The organism is Phenylobacterium sp. (assembly GCF_035539035.1).
GTDB lineage: Bacteria > Pseudomonadota > Alphaproteobacteria > Caulobacterales > Caulobacteraceae > Phenylobacterium.
Window position 1 is genome coordinate 83798 of record NZ_DATLJI010000015.1, and the last position, 17081, is coordinate 100878.

General features: G+C 71.5%; 14 protein-coding genes. 5 read left to right on the forward strand and 9 right to left on the reverse strand.

Annotated elements, in window-relative coordinates:
• Positions 1–58 precede the first annotated feature (58 nt).
• Positions 59–1390, forward strand: coding sequence for a diguanylate cyclase domain-containing protein (locus VM685_RS12370; RefSeq protein WP_325460469.1), 1332 nt, complete (start codon positions 59–61; stop codon positions 1388–1390).
• Between the two features lie 16 nt (positions 1391–1406).
• Here VM685_RS12370 and VM685_RS12375 read toward each other — a convergent pair whose 3' ends face one another.
• The 3 genes from VM685_RS12375 to VM685_RS12385 are packed head-to-tail and all read right to left on the reverse strand — an operon-like array spanning position 1407 to position 5580.
• Entirely contained in the window at positions 1407–1769 is a 363-nt protein-coding gene (locus VM685_RS12375; protein WP_325460470.1) for a hypothetical protein, read from the reverse strand.
• 39 nt (positions 1770–1808) lie between these two features.
• A complete protein-coding gene (gene mfd / locus VM685_RS12380) occupies positions 1809–5300 on the reverse strand; it encodes a transcription-repair coupling factor (protein WP_325460471.1) in 3492 nt (1163 codons plus the stop codon).
• Positions 5290–5580: a succinate dehydrogenase assembly factor 2 gene (locus VM685_RS12385; RefSeq protein WP_325460472.1), complete on the reverse strand. Its 291-nt coding sequence runs from the start codon at positions 5578–5580 to the stop codon at positions 5290–5292. Before VM685_RS12385 ends, mfd begins: the two co-directional genes overlap by 11 nt.
• 59 nt (positions 5581–5639) lie before the next feature.
• On the opposite strand from VM685_RS12385, the gene recG reads away from it, so the two are divergent.
• Entirely contained in the window at positions 5640–7715 is a 2076-nt protein-coding gene (gene recG, locus VM685_RS12390) for an ATP-dependent DNA helicase RecG (protein WP_325460473.1), read from the forward strand.
• Here recG and VM685_RS12395 read toward each other — a convergent pair.
• The 6 genes from VM685_RS12395 to kdsA form a co-directional block, all read right to left on the reverse strand.
• Positions 7712–8710, reverse strand: coding sequence for an NADP-dependent oxidoreductase (locus tag VM685_RS12395; protein WP_325460474.1), 999 nt, complete (start codon positions 8708–8710; stop codon positions 7712–7714). The two genes, recG and VM685_RS12395, sit on opposite strands and share 4 nt — an antisense overlap.
• Before the next feature lie 61 nt (positions 8711–8771).
• On the reverse strand, positions 8772–9233 hold the full coding sequence (locus VM685_RS12400) for a DUF305 domain-containing protein (RefSeq protein ID WP_325460475.1): 462 nt from the start codon (positions 9231–9233) through the stop codon (positions 8772–8774).
• 51 nt (positions 9234–9284) lie between these two features.
• Positions 9285–10388 carry a DUF3089 domain-containing protein gene (locus VM685_RS12405; protein WP_325460476.1) on the reverse strand — a complete coding sequence of 368 codons (1104 nt, stop codon included), beginning with the start codon at positions 10386–10388 and terminating at the stop codon, positions 9285–9287.
• 2 nt (positions 10389–10390) lie between these two features.
• Positions 10391–11392 carry an ADP-glyceromanno-heptose 6-epimerase gene (gene rfaD / locus VM685_RS12410; protein ID WP_325460477.1) on the reverse strand — a complete coding sequence of 334 codons (1002 nt, stop codon included), beginning with the start codon at positions 11390–11392 and terminating at the stop codon, positions 10391–10393.
• Entirely contained in the window at positions 11389–12861 is a 1473-nt protein-coding gene (gene rfaE2 / locus VM685_RS12415) for a D-glycero-beta-D-manno-heptose 1-phosphate adenylyltransferase (RefSeq protein WP_325460478.1), read from the reverse strand. The genes rfaD and rfaE2 overlap by 4 nt, the downstream gene beginning before the upstream one ends.
• Before the next feature lie 46 nt (positions 12862–12907).
• Positions 12908–13762, reverse strand: a complete 855-nt coding sequence (kdsA, locus tag VM685_RS12420) for a 3-deoxy-8-phosphooctulonate synthase (RefSeq protein WP_325460479.1) — start codon at positions 13760–13762, stop codon at positions 12908–12910.
• Positions 13763–13942: 180 nt separating this feature from the next.
• Between kdsA and VM685_RS12425 the strand changes: the two genes are divergently transcribed.
• The 3 genes from VM685_RS12425 to sseA are packed head-to-tail and all read left to right on the forward strand — an operon-like array spanning position 13943 to position 17080.
• Positions 13943–15199 carry a cyclopropane-fatty-acyl-phospholipid synthase family protein gene (locus VM685_RS12425; protein WP_325460480.1) on the forward strand — a complete coding sequence of 419 codons (1257 nt, stop codon included), beginning with the start codon at positions 13943–13945 and terminating at the stop codon, positions 15197–15199.
• Between the two features lie 43 nt (positions 15200–15242).
• The gene (locus tag VM685_RS12430; protein WP_325460481.1) at positions 15243–16244 is read left to right on the forward strand and encodes a cysteine synthase A; all 1002 of its coding nucleotides are present in this window, start codon (positions 15243–15245) and stop codon (positions 16242–16244) included.
• Complete coding sequence (gene sseA, locus VM685_RS12435; protein WP_325460482.1) at positions 16241–17080, forward strand: 3-mercaptopyruvate sulfurtransferase; 840 nt, start codon at positions 16241–16243, stop codon at positions 17078–17080. Before VM685_RS12430 ends, sseA begins: the two co-directional genes overlap by 4 nt.
• Position 17081 lies beyond the last annotated feature (1 nt).

The following is a 17081-nucleotide window of genomic DNA, read 5'->3' on the forward strand; positions in this document are numbered from 1 at the left end:
CGCCCCGCCGCGATTCCGTGCTTAGCACGCTGGCGGGTCACGTCAGGGAATGGGGGATATGGCGGCAGGCGTCCAGGCGCGGGTCCTGATCGTTGCGCGGGACGATGTGCTGGCCGGGCCGCTCGCGGACGGGCTCGACCGTCTCGGCTGGCGAACGGCGACGGCGCGTGGGCCCTATTCGGCCATCGCCTGTCTCTCGGACCTGCAGATCGAGGCGGTGATCGTCGACCTGAAGCACGGCGGCGCGGACGCCCTGGGCCTCGCCGAGCGGCTGAAGGCCGCCTGCGCGCCGCGCAAGTTGCCGGTGGTGGCCATCGGCGATCCGGACCCTTCCCTCGCCGCCCAGGGCTTCGACCTGACGCTCGCGGCGCCGCTGCACCCCGCCCAGGCGGCGATGCGGCTCGAGACCCTGGTCCGCGTGGCGGTGTCGGAGGAGGAGTTCGAACTCCGCCAGGAGACCTTCGCCGACCGCGGCCGGGGCATGGACCTGCCCGAGCCCGACGTGAGCGCCTTCCGGGTGCTGGCGATCGGCGAGCCGGCTCCGCAGTTCCTGGCGCTGTCCAACGCGCTGAAGCGCAACGGGGCGGACGTGGTCGGCGCCTTCACCGCCTTCACGGCCTTCGACTACCTGCACGAGCGCGCCTTCGACGCGGTGGTGCTGTGGGCGGGCGAGAACCCGCAGGAGGCGATGTCCATCGCCGCGGGCTTGCGCCGCAACACCCGCCTCTTCCACACCCCGGCCCTGCTCTACATGCAGAGGGAGACGGCGGTGACCATCTCCGAGGCCTACCATCGCGGCATCTCGGACGTGGCCTCGCCCGAGACGCCGGAGAGCGAAACCGCCAAGCGCGTCGTCGAGCTGGCCCGCAGCCACCGCCGCGGCGTGAGCGTGCGCCAGGCGCTGGAGCGGGCCCGCAGCTCCGGCCTGATGGACGCCGCCACCGGCCTCTTCACCCGCGACCTGTTCGCCGCCCACCTGGCGCGGCTGGCCCAGGCCGCCCGGGTTCGCAACCGGCCGCTCAGCGTCTGCGTGCTCAAGGTGGCCGAGAAGCCCGAGGTGCACGCCGCCCGGGCCGGCGGCTGGCTTGACCGCGCCGTGCCGCAGATCGGCTCGATGATCGGACGCCTGGTGCGGGTGGAGGACACTGCCGCCCGGCTCGCGCCGGAGGTCTTCGCCCTCGCCCTGCCCGCCACGCCCCACGCCGCCGCCAAGGCCGCCGGCGAGCGGATCAGCGCCGTCATTGGCTGCACCGCTTTCGAGGCGGGCGCCGGCAAGCCGCCGTTCGTGGTCGATTTCGACATCGGGGTGGCCGAGGTCGGCGGTCCGGAGACGGTGGCGCGCGCGCTCGAAGAGGCCGCCTCGCGGGCCGACGGCCGCAAGGCCAGCTAATACCGGCCGCGTCGGCCTAGCGCTTCTCGTCCATGCCGTCGCCCACGAGCTTCATGGAGTCGCCCACCTTGGCGAACTCGTCGCCGCAGCGTTGGGCCTGAGTCCCGAACGTCTCGTCCGTGAAACCCTTCGCGACCTCCTGCAGGCGGGCCTCGAGGTTGAAGCCGCCGCCCACCGCAGAGAGGCGGCCGTAGTAGTAGAAGGCCAGCATCAGCCCCGCCTGCTGCTCCTCCTTGTCCTCCGACGCCGCGAGCACGAAGCCGACGACCGCGCAGTTGAGATCGCCGGTCGTAGCCGGGCTCTCCTGGGCGCGGGCCTGGGTCGCGGCCGTGGCGCCCAGGAGCGCGAGCGCCGCGGCGGCGGCCTTCCAACTGGTCACTGAGAAATCCCCCGAACTGAACGTCCGGGCAGCTTGGCCTCAGGCCGCCAGCTTGGCTAGCTCCGTCAGCACCTTCTCGGCGGCGTTCAGGCGCTGCTCCGGCGTCTCCCACTCGCCCTTGACCACGATCTTGTGGTCGGGGCGAAGCTTCCAGGCGACCTGGTTCTTGGCCACGAACTGGACCAGGGCGGCGGGGTTCTTCGGCTCGTCGCCGCGGAAGGTGACGACGGCGCCCTTCGGACCCACGTCGATCTTGGCGACGTTGGCCTCTCGGCAGAGCCCCTTGATGGCGACCACCTTGAGCAGCTGGCCGGCTTCCGGCGGCAGCGGGCCGAACCGGTCGATGAGCTCGGCGGCGAGCGCCTCGCGGTCCTGCGCCTTCTCGGCGTCCGAGAGCCGGCGGTAGAGCGACAGGCGCACGTTGAGGTCGGGGACGTAGTCCTCGGGCAGGAGGACCGCGGCGCCAGTGTTGATCTGCGGCGACCAGCCCCGGTCGTGCTCCAGGCCCTCGGCGCCGGCGAGCGTCTTCAGCTCGTTGACCGCGTCCTCCAGCATCTGCTGGTAGAGCTCGACCCCGATCTCGCGGATGTGGCCGGACTGCTCTTCGCCCAGCAGGTTGCCGCCGCCACGGATGTCGAGGTCGTGGCTGGCGAGCTGGAAGCCCGCGCCCAGGCTGTCGAGGGACTGCAGCACCTTCAGCCGCTTCTCCGCCGAGAGCGTGATCTGCTTCTCGGCCGGCGTGGTCAGATATGCGTAGGCGCGGCTCTTGGCCCGGCCGACGCGGCCGCGGAGCTGGTAGAGCTGGGCCAGGCCGAACATGTCCGCGCGGTGGATGACCAGGGTGTTGGCGGTCGGGATGTCGAGGCCGCTCTCGACGATGGTGGTCGACAGCAGCACGTCGTACTGGCCGTCGTAGAAGGCGCTCATCACCTCCTCGAGCTGGGTCGGCGCCATCTGGCCGTGACCGACCACGAACTTCACCTCCGGCACCTGCTCGCGCAGGAACCGCTCCAGCTCCGGCAGGTCGTTGACCCGCGGGGCGACGTAGTAGGCCTGGCCGCCGCGGTACTTCTCGCGCAGCAGGGCCTCGCGGATGACGACGGGATCCCAGGGGGTGATGTAGGTCCGCACGGCGAGGCGGTCGACGGGCGGCGTGGCGATGATCGACATCTCGCGGATGCCGGAGAGCGACATCTGCAGGGTGCGCGGGATCGGCGTGGCGGTCAGCGTCAGCATGTGCACGTCGGCGCGAAGCTCCTTGAGCTTCTCCTTGTGCTTGACCCCGAAGTGCTGCTCCTCGTCGACGATCACCAGGCCGAGGTTCCGGAAGCCCACCTGCTTGCCGAGGATGGCGTGGGTGCCGATGACGATCTCCACCTCGCCGTTCTTCAGCGCCTCCCGGGTCTCGGCGGCCTCCTTGGCGGTGACCAGGCGCGAGAGCCGGCGGATGCGCACCGGCCAGCCCTCGAACCGCTCGGTGAAGGTCTTGTAGTGCTGGCGGGCGAGCAGGGTCGTGGGGGCCACGACCGCCACCTGCTGGCCGCTCATGGCGACCACGAAGGCGGCGCGCAGCGCCACCTCGGTCTTGCCGAAGCCCACGTCGCCGCAGATCAGCCGGTCCATGGGCTTGCCGGCGGAGAGGTCCTCCAGGACGTCGCCGATGGCGGCCAGCTGGTCGTCCGTCTCCTCGTACGGGAACCGGGCGCAGAACTCGTCGAACACCCCGTGCGGCGGCTCCACCGCGTCGGTCTGCTTGGTGGCCCGCTCGGCGGCGATGCGGATGAGGCCCTCGGCCATCTCCCGCAGCCGTTCCTTGGCCCGCGCCCGCCTGGCTTGCCAGGCCGCCCCGCCGAGGCGGTCGAGCTGCACGCCCTCGCTGTCGGCGCCGTAGCGGGTCAGGAGGTCGATGTTCTCGACGGGCAGGTAGAGCTTGGCCTCGCCGCCATACTGCAGCTCGAGCGTGTCGTGCGGGGCGCCCTGGACGTCGAGGGTCTTCAGGCCCTCGTAGCGGCCGATGCCGTGGTCGATGTGCACCACGAGGTCGCCCGGCGTCAGCGAGGACGCTTCGGCGAGGAAATTGGACGCGCGGCGGCGGCGCTTCGGCCGGGCCAGGCGGTCGCCCAGGATGTCGGTCTCGGAGATGACCGCGAGGTTGTCGGTCTCAAAGCCGGCGTCGAGCGGCAGGACCACCCGCTGCGGGATCTTCGGGTTCGCGGCCCGGGCGGCGTCCCAGTAGGCGGCGAACGGCACGTTCTTCAGGCCGTGGTCGGCCAGCATGTGGCCCAGGCGGTCGGACGAGCCTTCCGACCAGGAGGCGAACAGCACGCGCTTGCCGGCCTCGGAGAGCTTCTTGGCGTGGTCGGCGGTGGCCTCGAAGAGATTCACCGAGTCCATCTTCCGCTCGGCGGCGAAGCTGCGCCCGGCCCGGGCGCCCATGTCGATGGCGACCTCGCCCTCGGCCTCGTTGAAGGCGGAGAACCGACGGTTGGGCCGCTTAGCGAGCTCAGCCTGCCACTCCTCGGCGTCGAGGTAGAGGCGGTTGGGCTCCAGCGGGTGGTACTGGACCTTGCGCTCGGTGGCGGCGCGGGACTCGTAGGCGTCCTCGATCAGCGCGAACCGCTCCTCGCGGGCCTCCCGGGCCAGGTGGTCGAGGGCCACCAGGGCGTCCTTCGGCAGGTAGTCGAAGAGGGTCGCCATGTCCGGGTAGAAGAGCGGCAGGTAGTGCTCCATGCCGGCCCGGCGGCCGCCCTCGGAGACGGCGGCGTAGAGCGGGTCGTCGCCGGGCGCGCCGAAGGTCTCCAGGTAGCCGGTGCGGAAGCGGCTGATCGCGTCGGCGTCCAGCAGGGCCTCGTTGACCGGCAGGAGGCTGACCTCCTTGAGCTGCTTCGTGGAGCGCTGGGTCTCGGGATCGAAGGCGCGGATGCTCTCCAGGGTGTCGCCGAACAGGTCGAGGCGCACCGGCTCCTCGGCGGACGGCGGGAAGACGTCGATCACCCCGCCGCGGATCGCGAACTCGCCGCGCTCGGAGACGGTGGAGGCGCGCTGGTAGCCATTGACGGCGAAATAGGCCTCGAGGTCCGCGATCTCGACGGTGTTGCCGGTCCGCCCCGAGTAGCTGGCGCGCTTGACGATCTTCCGCGGCGGCACGCGCTGGATCAGCGCCGGCACGGACGTGACCAGCAGGACCTTCGCCTTGCCGTCGATCCCCTCGACCAGCCGCGAGAGCGCGGTCATCCGCTGGGCCGAGACGCCGGCCGACGGGCCGACGCGGTCGTACGGCAGGCAGTCCCAGCTCGGGAAGGTCAGGATCTCCACGTCGGGCGCGAAGAAGCGGAAGGCGTCGGCGAAGGCCGAGAGCCGGGTTCCGTCGCGGGCGACGAAGACCGACAGCCCCTTCCGCGCCTTGACCACATCGGCCATGACCATGGCGTCGAAGCCCTCGGGAGCGCCGACGAGGTCGAGGCGGCCGGGATCGTCGGCCACGCGGCGGAGCTGGGCCGGCGCCACGGGCCGCGCGTCGTCAGCCGCCATGATCGTCTCCGCGGGACTTGTGAACTTCGAACCGGAATGCCTTGATCCGGTTCATGATTTCACCATCGAACTCCGGCGGCGTCGGCAGGGTTCCGATGATCCAGGCGTAAAGGTCCTGGTCCGGCTGCTCCAGCAGGCTCTCGAACCAGTCCAGCTCCGCGGGGCTGAAATCCTGGACATGGCGGTCCGCGAACGGCCCCAGGATGAGGTCCGCTTCCCTGAAGCCGCGCCGCCAGGCCCGGAACCTCAGCTTCTTCAGCCGTGCTTCGTCGATGGTCATAAGGAGGTCGCGGATATAGAGCGCGCGTGACGCCGGCGCCAGTCAGCTATGTTCGAAGGATGCGGCCGGAGATTCTGTTCCCGCTTTTTGCGCCGATCACCTCCCTGAAGGGGGTGGGCCCGCGCGTCGCCCCCCTGCTGGAGCGGCTCGCGGGGCCGATCGTGCGCGACGTGCTGTTCCTGAAGCCGCACTCGCTCGTCGTGCGCACGCCGGCCGACATCTCCGCGGCGGTCGACGGCCAGGTGATGACCTTCGACGTCACCATCGACGCCTACGAGCGGCCGCGCAGCAGCGCCCAGCCCTGGCGGGTGCGGGTCTCCGACCCCACCGGCTTCCTGACGCTGGTGTTCTTCGGCCGCTTCGCCGACCAGCTGGAGCAGCGCCATCCCGTGGGCGCGAAGCGGATCATCTCAGGCAAGGTCGAGGACCAGAAGTTCGGCCGCCAGATGGTCCACCCCGATTACATGGTGGAGCCCGGCAAGGCCGGGGACATCCCCGAGCTGGAGCCGATCTATCCGGCCACCGAGGGGCTTCCGGCCCGGCGCGTACGGGTGTTCGCCCAGGAGGCGCTGGAGCGCGCGCCCGAGCTGCCCGAGTGGCAGGACCCCGCCTGGCTGGCCCGCGAGAAGCTGCCGCCCTGGCGCGAGGCGATCGCGCGGCTGCACGGACCCGAGAGCGAAGCCGACCTCTCTCCCCTCTCCCGCCACTACCGCCGGCTGGCCTACGACGAGCTGCTGGCCCAGCAGCTGGCCATGGCCCAGCGCCGCGCCGAACGCCGGCGTGAGCCGGCAGTGCGGATCCCGGCCAGCGAGACGGCGGAGCGGATCCGCGGCGACCTGCCGTTCGCCTTCACCGGCGCCCAGACCCGCGCGCTCGCCGAGATCCGCGCCGACCTGGCCGGCGGCGAGCGGATGAGCCGGCTGATCCAGGGTGACGTGGGATCCGGCAAGACGGTGGTGGCCATGTGCGCCATGGCCGACGTGGCGTCCGCGGGCGGGCAGACGGCGCTGATGGCGCCCACCGAGATCCTCGCGCGGCAGCACTTCGAGACCATCCAGGGCCCGCTCACCGACCACGGCGTGGGCGTGATCCTGCTGACCGGGCGGGACAAGGGCGCGGGCCGGGCCGAGAAGCTCCGGGCGCTGGCGAGCGGAGCGGTGCAGGTGGCGGTCGGCACCCACGCCCTGTTCCAGGACGACGTCGCCTTCCACCGCCTGCAGCTGGCGGTGATCGACGAGCAGCACCGGTTCGGGGTGGCCGAGCGCCAGCGGCTGCAGGCCAAGGGCCAGGCGGTGCACCTGCTGGCCATGTCGGCGACGCCGATCCCGCGCACGCTGGAGCTGACCGTCTACGGGGACCTCGACGTCTCGCGCATCGACGAGAAGCCGCCGGGCCGCACGCCGGTGGCCACCCGCGCCATGCCGATGACCCGGATCGCCGAGGTGGAGGCGCGGCTCCACGAGGTGGTGCAGGCCGGCGCCCAGGCCTTCTGGATCTGCCCGCTGGTGTCCGAGAGCGAGCTGGTGGACCTGAAGGCCGCCGAAACCCGGGCCGCGGAGCTGCGCGAACGGATCGGACCAAGCGTCGGCCTGATCCACGGCAAGATGCCGGCCGCCGCCAAGGACGCGGTGATGGCCGAGTTCGCCGACGGCAAGCTCTCGGTGCTGGTCGCCACGACCGTCGTCGAGGTGGGCGTCAACGTGCCCAACGCCACCATCATGGTGATCGAGCAGGCCGAGCGGTTCGGCCTGGCCCAGCTGCACCAGCTCCGCGGCCGGGTGGGCCGGGGCAGCCGCGAGAGCGCCTGCGTGCTGCTTTACGACCCGCCGCTGTCGGAGACCGCCCAGAAGCGGCTCGACATCCTGCGGCGCACGGACGACGGCTTCCTGATCGCCGAGACCGACCTGGAGCTGCGCGGCGGCGGCGATGCGCTGGGCCTGCGCCAGTCGGGCTTCCCGGACTACGTCTTCGCCGACCCGATCGCCCACCGGGACCTGATCGCCGCGGCCGGCGACGACGCGCGGCTGATCATCGGCCGCGATCCGCAGCTCACGAGCCCGCGCGGCAAGGCGCTGCGCGTGCTGGAGGAGTTGTTCGACTGGAAGGCCGGGATGGCGCTCAAGTCGGCCGGCTAGGCGACCTTGACCATGCGCTTGCCGCGGTTCTCCCCGTGCAGCAGGCCGACGAGGGCCTGGGGAAGCGTCTCGAGCCCCTCCAGAACGTCCTCCTGGACCTTGAGCTTTCCTTCCGCGACCCACTGCTGGAGGTCCTTCAGGGCCTGGTCGCGCTGGGCGTCGAAATCGGAGACGATGAAGCCGCGCAGGGTCAGCCGCTTGGTGACGATCAGGCCCGGCACGCCGCGCGGCCCGTGCTGCGGGGGTGCGCCATCGTATTGGGACACGGCCCCGCAGCAGGCGATCCGCCCGTGGGTGTTCATGGCGAAAAGGCAGGCCTCGAAGACGTCGCCCCCCACGTTGTCGAAGTAGACGTCGATGCCGTTCGGCAGGACCTCCTTGAACTGCTGGCGGAGGTTCCCGGCCTTGTAGTCGACGGCGGCGTCGAACCCGAGCTCCTCGGTGAGCCAGCGGCCCTTCGCTTCCCCGCCGGCGATGCCGACCACCCGGCAGCCCTTGAGCTTGGCGATCTGGCCGACGATCGAGCCCACCGAGCCGGCCGCGGCGGAGACCACCACGGTCTCCCCGGCCTTCGGCTGGCCGCATTCCAGCAGGCCGAAATAGGCCGTGAGACCTGCCACGCCATAGACACTGAGCAGGTGGGTCATCGGCTCCAGCGCCGGCAGCTTGGCCAGCCGCTTCGCCGGCAGGACGGCGTATTCCTGCCAGCCGGTGTCGGCGAAGACGAGGTCGCCGGGCTTCAGATCGGAGCCGTTCGCCTCGACGACCTCGGCGAGCGCGCCGCCGGCCATCACCTGGCCCGCGTTGAGCGCCGAGCGGTAGGTCGCGCCCTGCATCCAGGCGCGGTTGGCGGCGTCCAGCGAGACGTAGCGGATCTTCAGCAGGGCCTCGCCCTCGCCCGGCGTCGGCCGCTCGGACTCGGCGAGGCGGAAGTGCTCAGGCGACAGCGGCCCCTGCGGGAGCTCGTCGAGCACGATCTGACGATTGGCCGGCATGGTCACGCCTCCTGGACATGGAGGCGCGACCATGAGGCCTCAGGCGCGAGGCGCCAAGGCGTCAGCGGCCGCCGTGGCGGTCCAGCCAGCCCTGCAGCTCGCCGACCTCCTTGCGCTGCATCTCGATGGTCTTCTGGGCCATCCGCTTCAGCTCGGCGTCATCGCCATGCTTCGTAAGCACCTCGGCCATGGCGATGCCGCCCTTGTGGTGCTCGATCATCATCTTGGCGAAGGCGCGGTCGGGATCGCGATCCGTAGCCTTCATCATGGCCTGATGCATGTCGTGCATGGCGCGCATGTTGTCCTGGCCGGCGGGGCCGCCGTGCATGGACATGTCCCCCTTCATCATCATGCCGTGCTCGCCGTGCTTCATCTGGCCCGGCGCGTGCTTCATCTCGCCCTGCTTCATCTGGCCCTGGGCGTGCTGGCCGTGCTGGTGCTGGGCCGCGCCCTGGGCGACGGCGGCGCCGCCGAGCGTGAGGGCGGCGACAGCGGCCAGGCCGGCTAGGGTGGTGTTCTTCATGGGTATCTCCCGGTTGTGACGGGAGAACGCCTGCGCCGCTCTGTCGGGTCCCTAACGGTCGGCGAAGGTGGCGACCCGGCCCTTCGCATCGGCCTCCAGGTCCGCATAGAAGAGGTTGTAGCCGGGGACCTTGCGCCGGTCGGCCCAGGAGCCGGTGCGCTTCAGCGCCGCCGAGCGCGGCGCCGAGACCCGCAGCACGCCACCCTCGCAGCGGGCGGACACCTGGCGGGCCATGAAGGCCGGCCTCGCGCCCCACTCCAGGTCGGTGGCGTTGGCCGCGCCGCGGTGCAGCCGGGCCGGGGCGGGTTCGTCCGTGGTGGCGCTGAGGATCGGGTTGAAACAGAGCGCCGGCCGGTCGCCGAGGTTCTCCAGGTCGCCCTGCGGCGTCCACACCAGGGCCCGGTCGAGCAGCACCTGGGCGCGCTCGAACTCGGCGCTGTTGACGCTGGCCCAGGCGGCGAGACAGCCGGCCTGGCCCGGGCCCATGCAGGGCGTGACCGGCGGCGCGTCGGCCGGGACCACGGTCTCGATGAGGTAGGCGGCGACGAGGCGGCCACGCAGCGCCGGATCCAGGGCGATCTCCTCGTCCAGCAGGCGCGCGGCCAGCGTGCCGCCCTGCTCCACACCCACGACGATGAATGGCCGGCCGCGGCTGTAGCGGGCAAGGTAGGTGCGGAAGGCCTGGGCCACGTCGCCGTAGGCGAAGCGCCGGGCCTCGCGGGCGTCCTCGCGCAGGGTGAGCAGGCTGTAGAGGCTGGCCTGGCGGTACCGGGGAGCGAAGATCCGCCCCACCCGCACGAAGGGCCCCGCGTAGTTGGGCGCCATGCTGTGGCGGAACAGCCGGTCGGCGCGGCCGTCGTCGATCGGCGCGTTCCAGTGCTCGCCGCCGTCATAGGTGGTGGGCGAGACGAAGAAGACGTCCACGGCGGGCTCGCCCGAGGCGACCCCGTCCGGGGTGGTGGGCATCAGGGCCCAGGCCGAGCGACTGGCGTAGTCCGGGGCTGGCGGCGGCTCGTAGGTCTGGAACGGCACCTTGGGATCGAGCGCCGTGCGCCGGAGGTCGCCCCAGAAGACTCCGGTGGCGACGCCCAGCACGAGCGTCACGCCCACCACGAAGACGGCCAGCCACCGGGTGCGGCGCGGCAGCGGCGCCATCGTCAGCGGTACGGGTCCGGCTGGGAGAGGTAGCGGCCGACGTATTCGCCGATCCCCTCCTCCAGCGAGGTCATGGGCTTGGGGTAACCGGCCTGGAACAGGCGGTCCATCTTCGCCTCGGTGAAATACTGGTACTTGTCGCGGATCGCCGGCGGCATGGGCGTGTAGTCGATCTGGGCGTTCTTGCCGGCCGCGGCGAACACCTGGCGGGCCATCTCCTCGAAGGTCCGCGCCGTACCCGAGCCCAGGTTGTAGATCCCGTTCACCCGCGGGTTGTCGTAGAGCCAGCGGGTCACGTCGGCGGCGTCGCGGACGTAGACGAAGTCGCGCTTCTGGCCGCCGTCGGGCACGTCCGGGCGGTAGCTCTTGAAGAGCTGGACCGAGTGGCCCTCGCGCACGTGCGGCCAGATCTGCGAGGCCACCGACTTCATCGAGTGCTTGTGCTCCTCGTTGGGCCCGTAGACGTTGAAGAACTTCAGGCCGACCCACTGCGGCGGGGCGTAGTCGCGGGCCGCCTGACGGGCGGCGAAGATGTCGAACATCGCCTTGGACCAGCCGTAGGTGTTGAGCGGGCGAAGCCGCGTCAGGCCCTCGTAGCTGTTGTCGTCGTCGAAGCCGTGCTCACCCGCGCCGTAGGTGGCGGCGGAGGAGGCGTAGACCAGCCGGCGCTGGCGGTCGGCGCACCAGCGGAACAGGTCGCGGGAGAGCGTGAAGTTGGAGTGGACGATCTTGTCGGCGTCCGGCTCGGTGGTCGACGAGACGGCGGCCATGTGGACGACCATCTCCACGTCGCGCCAGCGCTTCTCCAGCCAGTCGAACATGGCCTCAGGGGCCACGAAGTCGCCGATCGGGTGCTTGGCGATGTTGCGCCACTTGCCGAGCTCGGCCTCGCGCAGTCGGTCGCAGACGACGACGTCGAGGTCGCGGTCCTCGGCGAGCCGGGCCACGATGTTGGAGCCGATGAAGCCGGCGCCGCCGGTGACGAAGACGATGCGGCGGGTCATGCCTGTTCCTTGCGCGTCATGCGGCTGATGGCGGCGGTGGTGGAATAGCCCTCGACGATCTCGGCGAGCTTCACCTCGCCGCCCCAGGCCTTCACGAGGTCGCCGCCGACCACCTGCTCCTCGGAATAGTCGGCGCCCTTGACCAGAACGTCGGGCCGGGCGGCCTCGATGAGCTTGAGCGGCGTGGACTCCTCGAACGGCACCACGAGGTCGACGCTGCCCAGGCCCGCCAGCACGATGGCCCGGCTCTCCAGGTCGTTCACCGGCCGGCCCTCGCCCTTCAGGGCGCGCACCGAGGCGTCGGAGTTCAGGCCGACGATCAGCCGGTCGCACCAGGCGCGCGCCTGGCCGAGGTAGGCCACGTGGCCCTTGTGCAGGATGTCGAAGCAGCCGTTGGTGAAGCCCACGCGCAGCCCCTTGGCGCGCCAGCGGGCCACCTCGTCGGCCATGCGCTGCGGCGTGGCGACCTTGGCCTCGGCGGGCGCCAGGTGGGCCGAGATGGCGGCCTCCACCAGCTCCTCGGGACTGACGGTGGCGGTGCCGACCTTGCCCACGGCCACGCCGGCGGCGAGCTGGGCGAAGGCGATGGCGTCGTCCAGCGGCGCCTCGGCCGCGAGCGCCAGGCCCAGCGCGGCCAGCGTCGTGTCGCCGGCCCCGGAGACGTCGAAGACCTCGCGCGAGACCGTCGGGAAGTGGCGCACCGGCTCGCCGCGGACGGCCAGCGAGATGCCCTTGGCGGCGCGGGTCACGAGGACCGCCCTGGCGTCCCAGAGCTCGAGCGCGCGGGCGAGCGCTGCCTCCACCTGGGCGTCCGTGCCGGTGGGCATGTCCGTGGCGTGGGCGAGCTCGAGCGCGTTGGGCTTGATCAGGTCCACGGCGCCGTAGCGGGCGAAGGAGCGGGCCTTGGAATCCACCACCACCTTCGCCTTGCCCGCGCGGGCGGCCTCCAGGCAGGCGGCGATCATCGCGTCGGTGACCACGCCCTTGCCGTAGTCGGACAGCAGGATCACGCCCGCGCCGTCGATGGCGTCGCGCACGGTGCGAACCAGGCGCTGCTCGCAGTCGCCGTCGACCGGCCGGCTCTCCTCCAGGTCGACGCGCAGCAGCTGCTGCTGGCCGGAGACGTAGCGGGTCTTGAGCGTCGTCGGCCGGCCGGGGTCGGTGACGAGGTAGCCCTCGATGCCGCTCTCCTCGCCCACCAGGCGCATGGCCTCATGGCCCTCGGCGTCGCCGCCGATCAGGCCGACCAGCGCCACCGAGCCGCCGAGCGCGGCGACGTTGCGCGCCACGTTGCCGGCCGCGCCCAGCATCACCGTCTCGCGCGAGCGGGTGAGCACCGGGATCGGGGCCTCGGGGGAGATGCGGCTCACCTCGCCGTAGACGAAGCGGTCGACCATCACGTCGCCGACGCACACCACGCGCCGGCCGGGCGCCAGGCCCAGGAGGTGCTGCAGGGCGGAAAGGTCCATGGGCCTAGCGTGTGCGGCGCGTTGTGCGGCGGGTCAAGCCGCGGCGCTAGCCGGCCACCGCGGCGTGGACGGCCTTCAGGGTGGCGAGCAGCTCGCGGGCGCCCGACAGCGGCAGGCAGCTGGGCCCGTCGCAGAGCGCCTTGTCCGGATCCGGGTGGAATTCCAGGAAGACGCCGTCGGCGCCGGAGGCGACCGCCGCCTTGGCGATCACCGCCACGCCCTCGCGCCGGCCGCCGGTGGAGGCGCCACCGGTGCGCGGATCGGCGCCCGGGAGCTGGACCGCGTGGGTGGCGTCGATGGTCACCGGCACGCCCAGCTTCTTCATCTCGCCGATGCCCAGCATGTCGACGACGAGGTTGTTGTAGCCGAAGGAATTGCCGCGCTCGCACAGGACCGTCAGCTCCGCGCCGCCGGTGGCCTCCTTCACCTTGGAGACGATGTTCTTCGCGTCCCAGGGGGCGAGGAACTGGCCCTTCTTGACGTGCAGCCAGCCGCCGGCGGCGTGGGTGGCGCGCGCCGCGGCGACGACGAGGTCCGTCTGGCGGCAGAGGAAGGCGGGGATCTGCACCAGGTCGGCGACCGCCGCGACGGGTTCGGCCTCCTCCGGCGCGTGGATGTCGGTGGCGATCGGCACGTCGAGCTGGCGCTTCACCTCGGCGAGCATCTTCAGGCCCTCGGCGAGGCCCGGGCCGCGGTAGCTGGTGATCGAGGAGCGGTTGGCCTTGTCGTAGCTGGCCTTGAACACGTACGGCAGGCCGAGCTCGGCGGTGACCGCCTTGAGCTCGCCGCCGACCCGCAGCGCCAGGTCCAGATCCTCCAGCACATTGAGGCCGGCGATCACCACGAGCGGCTGGCCGTCGCCGATGGCGAGCTTCCAGCGGTCCAGGGTCAGGGCGGCCATGGCGGGTCCTCGCGGGCGGTGGGTCGGCTGGCGGCTAAGTGGCGCGGCCCGCGCGGCTTCACAAGCGCCTTTCGCGCATCCGCCGGGCCGCCGCGTCCGTATGCAAATACGAATCGGCTCTTCCCGGATCTTGGGTGACCGGTGTTATGCTTAAACCCAGTTTCCGGGGGAGTGCGTGCCATGAGCGTCGCCCACGAGACTTCACTGACGGCCCTCGCCGCGGACCCGCGGGCCTTTGGCCGACTGCCTGAGCTGAGGGGCGCCCCCTCGCCTTTCCGCTTCGCGCTGCGGGTGATCGCCCGCAACTGGGGGGTCGGCCGGCTGACCTTCGTCCTGCCGTCGGGCCGTGAGCTGCCGCTGGAGGGCCGCGAGCCCGGGCCACATGGCCGGCTGGTGGTGCGCGACTTCCGCTTCATGCGCCGGGTGCTGGCGTCCGGGGACATCGGCTTCGCCGAGGGCTACATGGCCGGCGAGTGGGAGACGCCGGACCTCTCGGCCCTGCTCACCGCCTTTGCCCTGAACTTCGAGCGCCTGCGTCGGGTGACCCATGGCGGGGCGCTGATGCGGGCGGTGAACCGCATCCTCCACGCCCTGAACCGCAACACGCGCGCCGGGTCCAAGCGCAACATCCACGCCCACTACGACCTGGGGAACGCCTTCTACTCGCGCTGGCTGGACCCGACCATGACCTACTCCTCGGCGCGCTTCGAGCGGCCGGGCCAGCCGCTGGACGAGGCCCAGCGCCACAAGTACCGCACGCTCGCCGAGGGCATGGATCTCTCGCCCGACCACCACGTGCTGGAGATCGGCTGTGGCTGGGGCGGCTTCGCCGAGTACGCGGCTCGCGACGTCGGCGCGCGGGTGACCGGCATCACCATCTCGCGGGAGCAGTTCGACTTCGCCCGCCGCCGGATGTTCGAACAGGGCCTCGCCGAGCGGGCCGACATCCGGCTGGTGGACTACCGCGACGTGGCGGGCCGCTTCGACCGGGTGGCTTCCATCGAGATGTTCGAGGCGGTGGGCGAGCGCTACTGGCCCGCCTACTTCGGCAAGATCCGCGAGAGCCTGACGCCCGGCGGCCGCGCGGGCCTGCAGATCATCACCATCCGCGACGAGCTGTTCACGGAGTACCAGCGCCGCGCCGACTTCATCCAGAAGTACGTCTTCCCGGGCGGCATGCTGCCGTCGGAGGCCCGCCTGAAGGCGGAGACCGACCGGGCCGGCCTGGACTGGCGCGGGATCAGCCGCTTCGGCCAGCACTACGCCGACACCCTGGCGTCCTGGGCGCAGCGCTTCGAGGCGGCCTGGGACGACATCCGGCGGCAGGGTTTCGACGAGCGCTTCCGCCGGCTCTGGCGCTTCTACCTCAGCTACTGCGAGGCGGGATTCCGCACCGGCCAGACCGATGTGGTGCAACTCAGCCTCGCCAGGGCCTGACCGCCCCTGTTCGCAAGCGCCCGCCGCGCTTAAGTAGCGAGCCATGCAAGTCGCCAGCAGCGTCCTGGACGCCATCGGAAACACGCCCCTCATCCGCCTGAACCGGGCGAGCGAGGCCACCGGCTGCGAGATCCTCGCCAAGGCCGAGTTCATGAACCCGGGACAGTCGGTGAAGGACCGCGCGGCCCTCTACATCATCCGCGACGCTGAGCAGTCCGGGCGGCTTCGCCCCGGCGGCCGGATCGTCGAGGGCACGGCGGGCAACACCGGCATCGGCCTGGCCATGGTCGGAAAGGCGCTGGGCTACAAGTGCACCATCGTCATCCCCCGCACGCAGAGCCAGGAGAAGAAGGACGCCATCCGGCTCTATGGCGCGGAGCTGGTGGAGGTGGACGCCGTCCCCTACGCCAACCCGATGAACTATGTGAAGTATTCCGGGCGGTTGGCTGAAGAACTTGATGCGTCGGAGCCGGGCGGCGCGGTCTGGGCCAACCAGTTCGACAATGTCGCCAACCGCGAGGCGCACCTGCACGGCACGGGCCCCGAGATCTGGGACCAGACCGACGGCAAGGTGGACGCCTTCATCTGCGCCGTGGGCTCCGGCGGAACGCTGGCCGGCGTCGCCCAGGCGCTGCGGGCGCGCAAGCCGGAGGTGGCGATCGGCCTGGCCGACCCGCACGGCGCGGCGCTCTACGCCTACTACACCGACGGCGAGCTGAAGTCGGAGGGCAGCTCGATCAGCGAGGGCATCGGCCAGGGGCGGATCACCGCCAACCTGGAGGGTCTGAAGATCGACCGGGCCTACCGGATTTCCGACGAGGAGATGCTGCTGGCCATCTACGACCTCGTGGAGCACGAGGGCCTGGTGATGGGCGGCTCGACGGGCGTGAACGTGGCCGGCGCGATCCGCATGGCCAAGGACCTGGGGCCCGGGCACACCGTCGTGACCGTGCTCTGCGACCACGGCCAGCGCTACCAGTCGAAAATCTACAATCCCGGCTTCCTGCAGGAGAAGGGGCTTCCCCTCCCCACCTGGCTCGCATGACCGACCCGCTGGTCTCCACAGCCTGGCTTGCCGAACGCCTGGGCTCTGCGCAGGTGCAGGTGGTGGACGCCACCTGGTTCATGCCGGGCGAAGGCGTCGGCCGCGACAGCTACGCCGCCGGGCACATCCCGGGCGCGGTGTTCTTCGACATCGACGAGATCGCCGACCGGTCGAGCGGCCTGCCGCACATGCTGCCGGAGCCGCGGGCTTTCGCCGAGGCGGCCGGGCGGCTCGGGCTGCGCCGGGACAGGACGGTGGTGGTCTACGACGCCCATGGGATCTTCTCCGCCCCGCGGGTCTGGTGGACGCTGCGCACCATGGGATTTCCCGAGGTCCGGGTGCTCGACGGCGGGCTGAAGGCGTGGCGCGCCGAAGGCCGCCCGGTGGAGACCGAGCCGGCCGCCCCGGCAGTGAGCGAACTGGAGTCGGCGCAGGACCCGCGGCTGGTCCGCGACCTGGGCGCGGTGAAGAACCTGCTGGCCCGCCGGGAGGCCCAGCTGGTGGACGCCCGCCCCGCCGCCCGCTTCCGCGGCGAGGCGCCCGAGCCGCGGGCCGGGCTGCGGTCCGGGCACATGCCGGGCGCCTGCAACGTCCCCTGGGGCCAGCTGGTGAACCCCGACGGTACGATGAAGGCCGCGGACGAGCTCCGCGCGGCCTTCGAGGCCGCGGGCGTGGACCTCACCGGACCGATCGTCACCACCTGCGGCTCCGGCGTCTCCGCGGCGCTGCTGGCGCTGGCGCTGGCGCGGCTCGGCCGCGACGACGTGGCGGTCTACGACGGCTCCTGGACGGAATGGGGCGGCCGCACGGACACTGAGGTCGTCACCGGAGCCTGAC